The organism is Enterobacter cloacae complex sp. P43RS (genome assembly GCF_014930585.1).
Classification (GTDB): Bacteria; Pseudomonadota; Gammaproteobacteria; order Enterobacterales; family Enterobacteriaceae; genus Enterobacter; species Enterobacter bugandensis.
The window spans coordinates 607,760-622,964 of sequence record NZ_JADBRJ010000002.1 but is presented as its reverse complement, the minus strand read 5'-3'; the positions used below and the strand labels follow the sequence as shown (position 1 = coordinate 622,964).

General features: G+C 56.4%; 11 protein-coding genes. 7 read left to right on the top strand and 4 right to left on the bottom strand.

All coding sequences use genetic code 11. The features are described from left to right. Positions 1-176: 176 nt before the first annotated feature. The 7 genes from rplM to IM294_RS06755 all read left to right on the top strand — a co-directional run bounded on the left by rplM (position 177) and on the right by IM294_RS06755 (position 5,922). On the top strand, positions 177-605 hold the full coding sequence (gene rplM, locus IM294_RS06785) for a 50S ribosomal protein L13 (protein ID WP_006178824.1): 429 nt from the start codon (positions 177-179) through the stop codon (positions 603-605). Between the two features lie 15 nt (positions 606-620). Continuing rightward, positions 621-1,013, top strand: coding sequence for a 30S ribosomal protein S9 (rpsI, locus tag IM294_RS06780; RefSeq protein ID WP_003860436.1), 393 nt, complete (start codon positions 621-623; stop codon positions 1,011-1,013). 307 nt (positions 1,014-1,320) lie between these two features. Beyond that, entirely contained in the window at positions 1,321-1,959 is a 639-nt protein-coding gene (gene sspA, locus IM294_RS06775; RefSeq protein WP_028014589.1) for a stringent starvation protein SspA, read from the top strand. A 5-nt stretch (positions 1,960-1,964) separates the two neighbouring features. Next, complete coding sequence (sspB, locus tag IM294_RS06770) at positions 1,965-2,465, top strand: ClpXP protease specificity-enhancing factor (protein ID WP_028014588.1); 501 nt, start codon at positions 1,965-1,967, stop codon at positions 2,463-2,465. Between the two features lie 102 nt (positions 2,466-2,567). Continuing rightward, a complete protein-coding gene (nanR, locus tag IM294_RS06765) occupies positions 2,568-3,350 on the top strand; it encodes a transcriptional regulator NanR (protein WP_126816995.1) in 783 nt (260 codons plus the stop codon). A 122-nt stretch (positions 3,351-3,472) separates the two neighbouring features. Next, the gene (nanA, locus tag IM294_RS06760; protein WP_126816997.1) at positions 3,473-4,366 is read left to right on the top strand and encodes an N-acetylneuraminate lyase; all 894 of its coding nucleotides are present in this window, start codon (positions 3,473-3,475) and stop codon (positions 4,364-4,366) included. A gap of 65 nt (positions 4,367-4,431) precedes the next feature. Further along, the gene (locus IM294_RS06755) at positions 4,432-5,922 is read left to right on the top strand and encodes an MFS transporter (protein ID WP_126816999.1); all 1,491 of its coding nucleotides are present in this window, start codon (positions 4,432-4,434) and stop codon (positions 5,920-5,922) included. Positions 5,923-6,012: 90 nt separating this feature from the next. On the opposite strand, the gene IM294_RS06750 is transcribed toward IM294_RS06755, so the two are convergent. From IM294_RS06750 to gltB, 4 genes are all read right to left on the bottom strand, one after another. Beyond that, complete coding sequence (locus tag IM294_RS06750) at positions 6,013-7,293, bottom strand: cytosine deaminase (protein ID WP_126817001.1); 1,281 nt, start codon at positions 7,291-7,293, stop codon at positions 6,013-6,015. Next, on the bottom strand, positions 7,283-8,533 hold the full coding sequence (codB, locus tag IM294_RS06745; protein WP_112791866.1) for a cytosine permease: 1,251 nt from the start codon (positions 8,531-8,533) through the stop codon (positions 7,283-7,285). The genes IM294_RS06750 and codB overlap by 11 nt, the downstream gene beginning before the upstream one ends. A 188-nt stretch (positions 8,534-8,721) precedes the next feature. Further along, positions 8,722-10,140 (bottom strand): glutamate synthase subunit GltD, encoded by a 1,419-nt coding sequence (gltD, locus tag IM294_RS06740; protein WP_041907852.1) that lies wholly within the window; start codon positions 10,138-10,140, stop codon positions 8,722-8,724. 9 nt (positions 10,141-10,149) lie between these two features. Further along, complete coding sequence (gene gltB, locus IM294_RS06735) at positions 10,150-14,610, bottom strand: glutamate synthase large subunit (RefSeq protein WP_047367043.1); 4,461 nt, start codon at positions 14,608-14,610, stop codon at positions 10,150-10,152. Positions 14,611-15,205 lie beyond the last annotated feature (595 nt).

Genomic DNA, 15,205 nt, shown 5'->3' with positions numbered 1-15,205 from the left:
ACTTCTCTATAATCTTGCGACCCCACGTTACGAGAAGGTTTTTTTCCCGAAACTTTCTATGTGTCGGCATGTGCTATTCGAAGGGGTAGGTTTGCCGGACTTTGTCGTGTGAACCTCAACTGACTAAACGTTTGGGTGTTCACCAACGTGTAACTTATTATTTGGGTAAGCTTTTAATGAAAACTTTTACAGCTAAACCAGAAACCGTACAGCGCGACTGGTATGTTGTTGACGCGACCGGTAAAACTCTGGGCCGTCTGGCTACTGAACTGGCTCGTCGCCTGCGCGGTAAGCATAAAGCGGAATACACTCCGCACGTTGATACCGGTGATTACATCATCGTTCTGAACGCTGACAAAGTTGCTGTTACCGGCAACAAGCGTACTGACAAAGTGTACTACCACCACACCGGCCACATCGGTGGTATCAAAGAAGCGACCTTTGAAGAGATGATTGCCCGCCGTCCTGAGCGTGTGATTGAAATCGCGGTTAAAGGCATGCTGCCAAAAGGCCCGCTGGGTCGTGCTATGTTCCGTAAACTGAAAGTTTACGCAGGCAACGAGCACAACCACGCGGCACAGCAACCGCAAGTTCTTGACATCTAATCGGGATTATAGGCAATGGCTGAAAATCAATACTACGGCACTGGTCGCCGCAAAAGTTCCGCAGCTCGCGTTTTCATCAAACCGGGCAGTGGTAAAATCGTAATCAACCAGCGTTCTCTGGAACAATACTTCGGTCGCGAAACTGCCCGCATGGTAGTTCGCCAGCCGCTGGAACTGGTTGATATGGTAGAAAAACTGGATCTGTACATCACCGTTAAAGGTGGTGGTATCTCCGGTCAGGCAGGTGCGATCCGTCACGGTATCACCCGCGCTCTGATGGAGTACGACGAATCCCTGCGTTCTGAACTGCGTAAAGCTGGCTTCGTTACTCGTGACGCTCGTCAGGTTGAACGTAAGAAAGTGGGTCTGCGTAAAGCACGTCGTCGTCCACAGTTCTCCAAACGTTAATCCATTCTGCTTACGCAGAACGATTGGCGAAAAACCCGCTTCGGCGGGTTTTTTTATGGATAATGCGCAGGTTATCCACAGTAACATTTCATATATCTTCTCTTTTTCCACATTTCCGGCATCCCCTCACCACAAAGCCATCAAAATCTGGTAAACTATCATCCAATTTTCTGCCCAAATATCGGTGAATACTCGATTTTTGTTCGATTCTTGAACAATGTGTCTTCTCTGGGATGGGCGATACTTCATCTGGCTGGCCCCGTTGGGCTGGTAGCAGTAAAAATTCTGAATATACCTGGAGGTTTTCATGGCTGTCGCTGCCAACAAACGTTCGGTAATGACGCTGTTTTCTGGTCCTACTGACATTTATAGCCATCAGGTTCGTATCGTGCTGGCCGAGAAGGGTGTCAGTTTTGAGATCGAGCATGTGGAAAAGGATAACCCGCCTCAGGATCTGATCGATCTCAACCCGAGCCAAAGCGTACCGACGCTGGTGGATCGCGAGCTGACCCTGTGGGAATCCCGTATCATTATGGAATATCTGGATGAGCGTTTCCCGCATCCGCCGCTGATGCCTGTTTACCCTGTTGCACGTGGTGAAAGCCGCCTGTACATGCAGCGTATCGAAAAAGACTGGTACTCGCTGATGAACGTCATTACCAGCGGCTCCGCTTCTGAAGCCGACGCTGCGCGTAAGCAACTGCGTGAAGAACTGCTGGCAATTGCCCCTGTGTTTGGTCAGAAACCGTTCTTCCTGAGCGACGAGTTCAGCCTGGTGGATTGCTATCTGGCTCCGCTGCTGTGGCGTCTGCCAATTCTGGGCGTTGAGTTCAGCGGCCCTGGCGCAAAAGAGCTGAAAGGCTATATGACTCGCGTATTTGAGCGCGACTCTTTCCTGGCATCTTTAACTGAACCGGAACGTGAAATGCGTCTCGGCCGAGGCTAATGACTGTGGAAATGTCACAACTTACCCCACGCCGTCCGTATCTGCTGCGCGCCTTCTATGAATGGCTGCTGGATAACCAGCTCACGCCGCACCTGGTTGTGGATGTGACGTTGCCGGGCGTGCAGGTTCCAATGGAATACGCACGCGACGGACAGATTGTACTGAATATTGCGCCACGTGCAGTGGGTAACCTGGAGCTGGCAAACGACGAAGTGCGCTTTAATGCGCGTTTCGGCGGTGTGCCGCGTCAGGTTTCCGTTCCGCTGGCTGCGGTTCTGGCTATCTACGCCCGTGAAAACGGTGCAGGCACCATGTTCGAGCCGGAAGCGGCGTATGATGAAGAGGTTGCCAGCCTGAATGACGATGAGGCATCCGATGAACGCGAAAGCGACCCGGTAATGTCTGTGATTGATGGCGACAAGCCCGATCGTCAGGACGACGACGAGGGTCCCGATGATGAACCGCCACCGCGCGGTGGTCGTCCCGCACTGCGCGTTGTGAAATAAACAAACAGGCCCGACGGGCCTGTTTTGCTTTCTGCCCCTTTTCGCCCCCTCTAATTTCCTGTGTTATGATGCAGCGTTTTCCTTCAATGGCACCGGACTGCAATGAAACCGACCGATCGTAACGCTGAAAACTCAGATGAAACCCTTGGCCGCAGCCTGCGTCGCCGACCGCTGATGCGCAAAAAGCTGTCGGATATGGTGGAAGAAGAGCTGGAGCAGATGATCCGCCGGAAGGAATTTGCCCAGGGAGAGCAACTGCCCTCCGAGCGCGAGCTGATGGCGTTCTTCAATGTGGGCCGCCCCTCGGTGCGCGAAGCGCTGGCGGCGCTGAAGCGTAAAGGTCTGGTACAGATTAACAACGGTGAACGCGCCCGCGTCACCCTGCCGTCTGCCGATACCATCATCAGCGAGCTGTCGGGGATGGCGAAAGATTTTCTGACCCAGCCCGGTGGTATTGCCCATTTTGAGCAGCTCCGTCTGTTCTTTGAATCCAGCCTCGTGCGTTATGCCGCAGAGTACGCCACGGACGATCAGATTGCGCGGCTGACGAAAGCGCTGGAGATCAACAGCCAGTCCCTGGATGACAACGCGCTGTTCATTCGATCCGACGTCGATTTTCACCGCGTGCTGGCGGAGATCCCCGGCAACCCAATCTTCAACGCGATCCACGTTGCGCTGCTCGACTGGCTAATCGCGGCGCGTCCTAAAGTGCCGGACGCTGAGCTTTATCAACATAATGCAGCCAGCTATCGCCAGCATATCTCGATCGTTGACGCGATCCGCCGCCGCGATCCCGATGAAGCCGATCGGGCGTTGCAAACTCACCTCAACAGCGTTTCCGCTACCTGGCACGCCTTCGGCCAGCATTCAAAAGCTAAAAAGTAACGATCCTTTAGTGAAGCAGATCGCAATATAAGCGTTCTGTATTCCACTGCTGCTTAATCGATCTGGTATAACAGGTATAAAGGTATATCGTTATAACAAATACACGAATGAATGAGGTATCTATGGCAACGCAACTCCGCGGCGTAATGGCCGCACTTCTGACTCCGTTTACCCAACAGCAGGCGCTGGATAAGGAGAGCCTGCGCCGTCTGGTGCAGTTCAATATTGCGCAGGGCATCGACGGGCTTTATGTCGGCGGTTCAACGGGGGAAGCCTTTGTCCAAAGCCTTTCTGAACGCGAGCAGGTGATGGAGATCGTGGCGGAGGAGGCGAAAGGAAAAATCACGCTCATTGCCCACGTTGGCTGCGTGAGCACCGCGGAAAGCCAGCAGCTTGCCACCGCCGCTGCCCGCCTGGGCTTTGACGCGGTGTCAGCCGTCACGCCGTTTTATTACCCCTTTAGCTTTGAAGAACATTGCGATCACTACCGTGCAATTATTGATTCGGCGGATGGTCTGCCGATGGTGGTCTACAACATCCCGGCGTTAAGCGGCGTGAAGCTAAGCCTGGATCAGATCAACACTCTGGTGACGCTGCCCGGCGTCGGCGCGTTAAAACAAACCTCCGGCGATCTCTTCCAGATGGAGCAGATCCGTCGTGAGCATCCGGATCTGGTGCTCTACAACGGCTATGACGAAATCTTTGCCTCCGGCCTGCTGGCCGGCGCGGACGGGGGGATCGGCAGCACCTACAACATTATGGGCTGGCGCTACCGGGCTATCGCCAACGCGGTTCGTGAGGGGGATAACGCCACTGCACAGCGCCTGCAAAGCGAATGCAACAAGGTCATCGACCTGCTGATTAAAGCCGGGGTCTTCCGTGGTCTGAAAACGGTTCTGCACTACATGGACGTGGTGTCCGTGCCGCTGTGCCGTAAACCGTTTGCCCCTGTAGACGAGAAATTCGTGCCGGCGCTGAAGGCGCTGGCGGAGCAGTTAATGGCGGAAAAACGCTAACGCACTGCCGGATAAGGCGCAGCCGCCATCCGGTAAAATGACAGAGAAATCGTCGGGAGAGTGAAATGAGTAAGTCTACCCAAAGCATCCCGTGGTACCGCCATCTAAGCCGCCCTCAGTGGCGCGCCTTCTCTGCCGCCTGGCTGGGATATCTGCTTGATGGCTTCGATTTTGTCCTGATTGCCTTAGTCCTGACAGAAATTAAAAGTGAATTTGGCCTGACGACCGTGGAAGCGGCGAGCCTCATTTCGGCGGCCTTTATTTCGCGCTGGTTCGGCGGCCTGCTGCTGGGTGCCATGGGCGACCGCTATGGCCGCAAGCTGGCAATGATAACCAGCATCGTACTCTTCTCCTGCGGTACGCTGGCCTGCGGTTTTGCGCCGGGTTACGTCACCCTGTTTATCGCCCGCATGGTGATTGGTATGGGGATGGCAGGGGAATACGGCTCCAGCGCAACCTACGTAATCGAAAGCTGGCCGAAACACCTGCGCAATAAGGCGAGTGGTTTTCTGATTTCTGGCTTCTCCATCGGTGCCGTGGTTGCGGCCCAGGTCTACAGCCTTGTCGTGCCCGTCTGGGGCTGGCGAGCGCTGTTCTTTATCGGCATCCTGCCCATCGTCTTTGCCCTGTGGCTGCGGAAAAATATTCCGGAGGCTGAAGACTGGAAAGCGAAGCACGAAGGTCAGGCGCCGGTACGTACAATGGTTGATATTCTTTATCGCGGCAAATACCGCCTGATCAATATGGCGATGACGCTGTTTGCCGGCACGACGCTGTGGTTCTGCTTTGCCGGCGAACTCAACAACGCCGGGCTGGTGGTTATTCTCGGCCTGCTGTGCGCCATTGTGTTTATCAGCTTTATGGTGCAAAGCAGCGGTAAACGCTGGCCTACGGGCGTCACGCTGATGGTTGTCGTGCTCTTCGCGTTCCTCTACTCCTGGCCGATTCAGGCGCTATTACCCACGTATCTGAAAACCGACCTGGCCTATGATCCGTCAACGGTGGCGAAGGTGCTGTTTTTTAGCGGCTTCGGCGCGGCTGTAGGCTGCTGCGTGGGTGGTTTTCTCGGCGACTGGTTGGGCACCCGGAAGGCCTACGTCTGTAGCCTGCTGGCCTCACAGCTGCTGATCGTTCCCGTCTTTGCGATCGGTGGCGCAAATGTCTGGGTGCTGGGCCTGCTGCTCTTTTTCCAGCAGATGCTGGGGCAGGGGATCTCGGGGATCTTACCGAAACTTATCGGCGGTTATTTCGACACCGACCAGCGTGCGGCGGGTCTGGGCTTTACCTATAACGTCGGGGCGCTGGGCGGGGCGATCGCCCCGGTGATTGGCGCGCTGCTGTCGCAGAATATGGCGCTGGGCACAGCCCTGGGATCGCTCTCCTTCGGCCTGACCTTTGTGGTGATCCTGCTGATTGGGCTGGATATGCCGTCCCGCGTTCAGCGCTGGCTGCGGCCGGAGGCGATTCGAACTCACGACGCCATCGACGGTAAACCTCTCAGCGGAGCCGTCCCGTTTGGCGGCGATAAAAGCGCTTTAGCCAAAAGCAAAAGTTAATCCGCTGGAAAAAGCGGCAGGGCGTTAGCTCCGCCGTGAGGATATCTGTATGTACATGATGACGTTTGCCACGCGGTTTCCAACCCAGAATTAGCGCTTAAACGTCACCGCTTCCGGCTGCGTCAGGTGCAAGGTTGTCTGGCTGGGCACCGTCTCGGCAATCACCTTGCCGTGGCGAACAGAGTATCGTGCCGGCGTCTGGCGACGAACGGCATCAAACCCATTCTCTGCCGGGAGAATCACCATGTTTGCTGAATTCCCAACGCGCACGCCATAGTCCTGCAAATTGAGCGTTTTCGCGCTGTGGGTAGTGATCAGGTTAAGCCCATCGTTTATTTGCCCGTAACCCATCAGTTGGCAAACGTGCAGTCCCATATGCAGAACCTGAAGCATATTCGCGGTTCCCAGCGGATACCACGGATCGAAAACGTCGTCATGACCAAAGCAGACGTTGATCTCCGCTTCCAGCATTTCTTTGACGCGTGTAATGCCGCGGCGTTTGGGATAGGTATCGAAACGGCCCTGCAAATGCGTGTTAACCAGCGGGTTTGCCACGAAGTTAATGCCTGACATTTTTAACAGGCGGAACAGCCGGGACGTATACGCGCCATTATAGGAGTGCATCGCCGTGGTATGGCTGGCGGTCACGCGCGAACCCATTCCGTCACGATGTGCCAGGGCTGCAACGGTTTCAACGAAGCGCGATTGCTCATCATCAATTTCGTCACAGTGGACATCGATCAGCCGGTCGTACTTTCTGGCCAGGGAAAACGTTTTATGCAGCGACTCCACGCCATATTCACGCGTAAATTCAAAGTGCGGGATTGCACCGATGACATCCGCCCCTAAACGCACGGCTTCCTCAAGCAATGCTTCACCGTTCGGATAAGAAAGAATGCCTTCCTGCGGGAATGCCACAATTTGCATATCGACCCACGGGGCGACTTCCTGCTTCACCTCCAGCATGGCTTTCAGTGCAGTAAGGGTAGGGTCCGAGACGTCAACGTGTGTACGTACGTACTGAATGCCGTTGGCGATCTGCCACTTCAGGGTTTGCATCGCGCGAGCTTTAACGTCTTCGTGGGTGAGCATCGCCTTACGTTCGGCCCAGCGCTCGATTCCCTCGAAAAGGGTGCCTGACTGGTTCCAGTTCGGTTCACCCGCCGTTTGCGTTGTATCCAGATGGATATGCGGTTCGATGAACGGAGGGATAACCAGCCCGCATTCGGCGTCCAGCACCTGACCGACTGGCGCAGGGGCGGTTTCCTGAGGATCGATACGGCTGAAGCGTCCGTTCTCAATCGTGATTTGCCATAAACCCTCCTGCCCCTGCAAACGGGCCTGACGGATAGTGAGGGAATTATTCTGCATGGGAAGCCTCCGAAGGATTAGCAAGGGTACGTTTGGCGAATGGGTTTAACACCAAATAGCTGAAGACGCCACCCAATACTGCGTTAACGGGGACAATTCCCGGAATGTAGTGCCCGGCAGCAACGCCCAGGGCGACCGAGAAAATGGCAATCCAGTTAACGGACACAAATTTTGCGTGGTCGAAGCTGGCATAGCGGCGGCGATTAATCAGGTAGTCGGCGATAATCACCCCGCCAATCGGCGGAATCGCTGCCGACAGAAAGGTCAGCCAGCCAACGAAGTTGTTGTATAACCACAGCGCGCACAGCGTACCGATAATGCCATTCATCACCGACAGCGTACGGCTGGAAAGGCCAGTAATATTGGCGAAACCCAGACCAGAGGCGTACAGCGCGTTGTCATTGGTGGTCCAGATATTCAGGCCGAGAACGACAATCGCCGGCAGCAGCAGTCCCTGGGCGATCATCACGTCAGAAATATCGGCCTGTCCTACGGCGGCAGCGCCTGCCGCACCGAAGATAAACATCAGCGAGTTGCCAAGGAAAAATGCCACCATCGCTACCAGAACGGCACCTTTAGCATTGCGGCCAAAGCGGACGAAGTCGGCGGTCAGCGTGCCTGCGCTGATAAACGAACCTACAACCAGCGCCAGCGCGCTGGAAAAGTTGAGCGGCGTCTGCGGCACAATGGATTTGAGGTGGTCCAACCCTCCCACGCCGTCCACCGCCAGCCAGACGGAGTAGCTACCCAGGATGACGATAGCGGGTACGGCGATGATGGATAAAATCGTCAGTGCCGAGATGCCAAAAAAAATGGTCAACGTCATCAGCAGGCCGGAAACCGCAATCAGGATGTTCACGTCGATGCCCGTGGCTTTACTCACCGGGATGGCAAACATCGCTACGCCGACGCCAAACCATCCTACCTGCGTACCGCCTAAAAGCATGGAGGGAAGCCAGGAACCTTTTATACCGAACGAGTAACGCGCAAGAAGATGGGTTGAGAGGCCGGTTTTTGCGCCAATGTAGCCAAGAAAAGCAGTGTAAATACCGAGGAGGAGATTGCCGAAGAGAACTGCGAGGAAGAAATCATTATAGGAAAGACCGGTACCGAGCGTGCCTCCGGTCCACATACTGGCGGAAAAAAACGTTAACCCTAACATCACAAAAGTGAGTGGAACCACGCCTTTCCGCGCCGCCAGAGGAACGGGGCCCTGGCTATAATTGTTATCTTGCGACACAACGCCTCCTTGAATTTTGGCCAAAAAATCCGCCGCATAATATCCATTTTTTTCATCAATGCAAACGTTTACGTCCGGGGTTTACACTGCATTTGTGGGGAAATGGGTATCGTTAACTGAAGGGGAGGTTACTGAAAACAGGCTCCCCGGCGTTCCGCTTTATGCTTCTGCCGGGGAGTCAGAGGGGCTTACACTTCCAGGAAGTTCATGATCCCGTCAGCCGCTTTACGTCCTTCGGCAATCGCGGTAACCACCAGGTCTGAACCGCGAACGATATCGCCACCGGCGAAAATTTTCGGGTTGCTGGTCTGGAAGGCGTTGTCGCTGCCTTCCGGCGCAATCACGCGGCCCTGTGAGTCCAGCTCTACGCTGTGCTTCGCCAGCCACTCCATGCTGTGAGGGCGGAAACCAAACGCCATCACCACGGCGTCGGCCGGGATCACGTGCTCAGAGCCTGCCACGATCTCCGCACGACGACGGCCTTTCGCATCCGGCGCACCCATCTCCGTGCGCGCCATCTTCACGCCGCTTACCTTACCGTTGGCGTTCACTTCAATGCCCAGAGGCTGGATGTTGAACTGGAACTCCACGCCCTCTTCACGCGCGTTTTTCACTTCGCGCTTAGAGCCCGGCATGTTCTCTTCGTCACGACGATAGGCGCAGATGACGTGCGCCGCGTTCTGACGAATGGACGTACGCACGCAGTCCATCGCGGTATCACCACCGCCCAGCACGACAACGCGTTTACCTTCCATGCTGACAAACGGCTCGTCGGCAGTTTCGCCGTAGCCCATCAGCTGTTTGGTGTTAGCAATCAGGAACGGCAGCGCGTCGTAAACGCCCGGCGCGTCTTCGTTTTCCAGACCACCGCGCATGGACTGATAGGTACCCACGCCCAGGAACACGGCGTCGTAATCCTTGAGCAGATCGTCGAGCTGCACGTCGCGGCCCACTTCGGTGTTGAGTTTGAACTCAATGCCCATGCCGGTGAAGATTTCACGGCGGCGGGTCATCACCTCTTTTTCAAGCTTGAAGGCCGGGATACCGAAGGTCAGCAGACCGCCGATTTCCGGGTGACGGTCAAAAACTACCGCCTTCACGCCGTTGCGTGTCAGCACGTCCGCACAGGCCAGGCCTGCCGGACCCGCGCCGACGATCGCCACGCGCTTGTCGGTTTGCTTCACGCCGGTCATATCCGGACGCCAGCCCATCTCGAACGCTTTATCGTTGATATAGCGTTCGATGTTGCCGATGGTCACCGCGCCAAACTCGTCGTTCAGCGTACAGGAGCCTTCGCACAGGCGATCCTGAGGACACACGCGCCCGCACACTTCCGGCAGGGTGTTGGTCTGGTGAGACAGCTCGGCGGCTTCAAAAATACGCCCTTCGTTGGCCAGCTTCAGCCAGTTCGGAATGTAGTTATGGACCGGACATTTCCATTCGCAGTAAGGGTTACCGCAGGACAGGCAGCGGTCTGCCTGTGCTTTGGCCTGGCCTTCTGAAAACGGCTCATAGATTTCAACAAATTCAATTTTACGGATCTTCAGCGGTTTCTTTGGCGGATCAACACGCTGAAGGTCGATAAACTGGTAAACGTTCTGGCTCATCTGAATTCCTTACTGCGCCTGCACGCGCAGCTCTGCTGCGCTACGACTACGGTGACCCAACAGGGCTTTAACATCGCTGGACTTCGGCTTAACCAGCGCGAATTTCGCAGAGAACGCTGGCCAGTTCGCCAGGATCTCTTCGCCGCGCGAAGAACCGGTATGCTGCACGTGTTCGGTAATCAAACCGCGCAGGTGTTCTTCATGAATGGCCAGCGAATCAACGTCCAGCACTTCCACCAGTTCCGGGTTCACGCGCTTGCGGAACTCACCGTCTTCATCCAGCACGTAGGCAAAACCGCCCGTCATACCGGCGCCAAAGTTCACGCCGGTTTTACCCAGGACGCACACAATTCCGCCCGTCATGTATTCGCAGCCGTTATCGCCGATGCCTTCCACCACGGTGATGGCACCGGAGTTACGCACCGCAAAACGCTCGCCCGCACGGCCCGCGGCAAACAGACGACCGCCGGTCGCACCGTACAGACAGGTGTTGCCGATGATGCTGGCTTCATGGCTGCGGAAGGCTGAACCGACCGGAGGACGCACCGCCAGCAGACCGCCCGCCATGCCTTTGCCGACGTAGTCGTTGGCATCGCCGGTCAGGTATAACTCAACGCCGCCGGCATTCCACACGCCGAAGCTCTGGCCCGCGGTACCGCTGAAGTGCGCGGTAATCGGATCCGACGCCAGCCCCTGGTCACCGTGCGTTTGCGCGATGTAGCCGGAGAGGGACGCGCCGACAGAACGGTCGGTGTTGCGGATATCAAACCAGAACGTTTTGCTCTGCTTCTCGTCCACGTACGGCTTCGCCTGTTGCAGCAGCTGCGCGTTCAGCACGCCGTTGTCGAACGGCGGGTTGTTCTCGGTGCAGTAAACCGCTTTGCCAGGATGCGGCTCAGCCGTTTCCAGCAGCTTAGACAGCTCCAGCTTCTGCTGCTTGGCGGTGAAGCCTTCCAGCTCTTTCAGCAGGTCGGTACGGCCAATCAGATCCACCAGACGTTTCACGCCCAGCTGCGCCATCAGCTCGCGGGTTTCACGGGCGATGAAGTCAAAGTAGTTGGTCACTTTGAACGGCAGGCCGTGATAGTGATTCTTACGCAGCTTCTCGTCCTGGGTTGCAACGCCGGTTGCGCAGTTGTTCAGGTGGCAAATACGCAGGTATTTACAGCCGAGCGCAACCATCGGGCCGGTACCGAAGCCGAAGCTTTCCGCACCCAGAATCGCCGCTTTGATGATGTCGAGGCCGGTTTTCAGACCGCCGTCCACCTGCAAACGGATCTTGTGACGCAGGCCGTTAGCCACCAGCGCCTGCTGGGTTTCCACCAGACCAAGCTCCCACGGGCAGCCCGCGTATTTCACGGAGGAGAGCGGGCTTGCGCCGGTGCCGCCGTCATAGCCGGCAATGGTGATCAGATCCGCATAGGCTTTCGCCACGCCGGTGGCGATGGTGCCGACGCCCGGCTCGGAAACCAGCTTCACGGAGATCATCGCTTTCGGGTTGACCTGCTTCAGGTCGAAAATGAGCTGCGCCAGATCCTCGATAGAGTAGATATCGTGGTGCGGCGGCGGGGAAATCAGCGTTACGCCCGGCACCGAGTAGCGCAGTTTGGCGATGTACGGGGTGACTTTATCACCCGGCAGCTGACCGCCTTCGCCCGGTTTTGCACCCTGAGCGACCTTAATCTGGATCACATCGGCGTTAACCAGGTAGGCAGGGGTTACGCCAAAGCGGCCGGACGCCACCTGCTTGATGCGCGACACTTTGTTGGTGCCGTAACGGGCCGGATCTTCACCGCCCTCGCCGGAGTTGGAGTTGCCGCCGATGCTGTTCATGGCTTCCGCCAGCGCTTCATGCGCTTCCGGGCTCAGCGCGCCGATGGACATCGCCGCGGTATCGAAGCGTTTGAACAGCTCGGACGCTGGCTCAACTTCGTCAACGCTGACCGCTTCATCGCCCGGATTGAGGGCAATAAGGTCGCGCAGCGTCGCTGCCGGACGGTTGTTCACCAGCTCGGCATACTGCTGATAATCGCTGTATTCGCCGCTCTGTACCGCCTGTTGCAGCGTGCGCACCACGTCCGGGTTGTAGGCGTGATATTCGCCGCCGTGAACGTATTTCAGCAGGCCGCCCTGTTCCAGCGGCTTACGTGCAAGCCAGGCGCGCTTCGACAGGTTCACCAGATCCTGCTGGAAGTCAGCAAAACCGGCCCCGCCGATGCGGCTGACCACGCCCTGGAAGCAGAGGTTGGCGACGTCGTCGTGCAGGCCGACCGCTTCAAACAGCTTCGAGCAGCGGTAAGAGGCAATAGTCGAGATGCCCATTTTGGACATGATCTTGTACAGACCTTTGTTGATGCCGTTACGGTAGTTCAGCATCACCGTGCGGTAGTCTTTGTCGATGGCGCGGGTGTCTACCAGGCGGGCCAGCGTTTCGTAGGCCAGGTATGGATAGATCGCCGTCGCACCAAAGCCTAACAGCACGGCAAAGTGGTGCGGATCGCGGGCGCTGGCGGTTTCCACAATGATGTTGGCATCGCAGCGCAGGCTCTTGTCGACCAGACGCGTCTGGATAGCCCCCACCGCCATTGGCGCAGGCACCGGCAGACGGTTTTTCGCAATGTTACGGTCAGACAGCACCAGCAGAACGGTGCCGTTACGCACCATCTGCTCGGCTTTGTCACACAGCGCATTCACCGTCTCTTCGAGGCTCGTTTCGGTCACGTCGAAGGTGATATCGAGCGTGTCGGCGCGGTAGTGCTCCTCGGTCATGGTGGTGAGCTGTTTGAAATCGGAGTACAGCAGGATCGGCGATTTAAAGGTCAGACGGTGCGCCTGGCCTTCGGCTTCACAAAAGACGTTCATCTCACGGCCGATGCTGGTGGCCAGCGACATCACGTGGGCTTCACGCAGCGGATCGATTGGCGGGTTGGTCACCTGCGCAAACTGCTGACGGAAATAGTCGTAAATAATGCGCGGCTGGCTGGAGAGCACGGCGAACGGGGTATCGTCACCCATCGAGCCGACCGCTTCCTGGCCGTTTTCGCCGAGCACGCGAATAACCGAGTCCAGCTCTTCCGCGCTGTAGTTAAACTGCTTCTGGAAGCTTGCGAGGGTATCGTCGTCCATCTCGCGGCTGCCCACTTCGTCGTCAGACAGATCTTCGAACGGCACCAGGCGACGGACGTTTTTCGCCATCCACTCTTTATACGGATGGCGGCTTTTCAGATCGTTATCGGTTTCCGCAGAGTGCAGAATACGGCCGCCGCGGGTATCGATCACCATCAGCTCGCCCGGACCGACGCGGCCTTTCTCGACCACTTCGTCAGGCTGGTAATCCCAGATCCCCACTTCAGAGGCGCAGGTGATGAGCTTGTCTTTGGTGATGACGTAGCGCGCCGGACGCAGACCGTTACGGTCCAGGTTACAGGCAGCGAAGCGACCGTCGGACATCACGATGCCCGCCGGGCCGTCCCACGGCTCCATGTGCATGGAGTTAAAGTCGAAGAACGCGCGCAGCTCCGGATCCATATCCGGGTTGTTCTGCCAGGCCGGCGGCACGAGCAGACGCATGGCGCGCACGATATCCATCCCGCCTGCCAGCAGCAGTTCCAGCATGTTATCCATGGAGCTGGAGTCAGAGCCGGTTTCGTTCACGAACGGTGCGGCATCGTGCAGGTCAGGGATCAGCGGGGTCTGGAACTTATAGGTACGAGCACGCGCCCACTGGCGGTTACCGGTGATGGTGTTGATTTCGCCGTTGTGCGCCAGGTAGCGGAACGGCTGCGCCAGCGGCCAGCGCGGCACGGTGTTGGTGGAGAAGCGCTGGTGGAACAGGCAAATGGCCGATTCCAGACGCAGGTCCGCCAGGTCCAGGTAGAAGCGCGGCAGGTCAGCCGGCATACACAGACCTTTATAGATGTTCACCAGGTTAGAGAGGCTACAGACGTAGAACTCTTTATCGTCCTGGAGACGTTTTTCAATGCGGCGACGGGCGATAAACAGACGGCGTTCCATATCGCGCGGACGCCAGCCCGCGGGCGCGTTAACGAAAATCTGCTCAATACGAGGCAGCGAGGAGAGGGCGATTTCACCGAGTACCCCTTCGTTGGTTGGCACATCGCGCCAGCCGACAATCGACAGGGTTTCGCGCTGAAGTTCTTCTTCAACGATGCGGCGTGAGGCGGCAGCCTTTTCAGGATCCTGATTCAGGAACAGCATGCCGACAGCGTAGTTTTTGGCTAAACGCCAGCCGCGCTCTTCCGCCACGATGCGGAAGAAACGATCCGGTTTTTGCAGCAGCAGGCCGCAACCGTCGCCGGTTTTACCATCGGCCAGGATGGCGCCACGGTGCTGCATACGGGCCAGTGCGTGAATAGCGGTACGCACTACCTTGTGGCTAGGTTCGCCTTCTATGTGGGCGATCAGGCCGAAACCACAGTTATCCTTCTCAAGGGATTTATCGTACAACATATCAGTGAACCTCCCCAGGCTCGTCGGGCTTCCCACTGAACTTTACCGTGGCGCACAGGCGCAGAAAGAGCATGGCGACGGGGTTAGCGTTTCATACGCGGACCTCGCATTCGCCCTCTTTTTCATCCTTTCGCGCAGGTAAACAAGTTTGAGGACTTGCTTCAGAGGGAATCTCAATTACTGCATAAATATGATGAGCAGGCCGCTCATCCAGAAAGCTTCCAGCGGATTTCCAACTTATCGGGAATTGGTACACAGGTCAAATGGCAATCTTATTTATACAAAAATGTGCTAAAGCGTAATTATCATTTTGTTTTTATTGGTTATTTTACTAATTTTACAACCGCTGAAAGCGCCAGGAAGGTGCAGGGGAGTGTGATCTGACTCACTATATGAAAGCGGTATTATTGATGCAGCGTGCTGAAATGCGGATTTATGGCAGAATAATAATCTGGCGCAGTCTTCGAACCCGCATAAAATCACTGTTTTTCAGTCCTGGCGCTATAAATGAAAAAAACCATCAGGACATAAGGAAAAGTAATTACGTGGCGGGTGAATGAAATCTCGGTAATCGTGATTATTTATTCAAATAGAT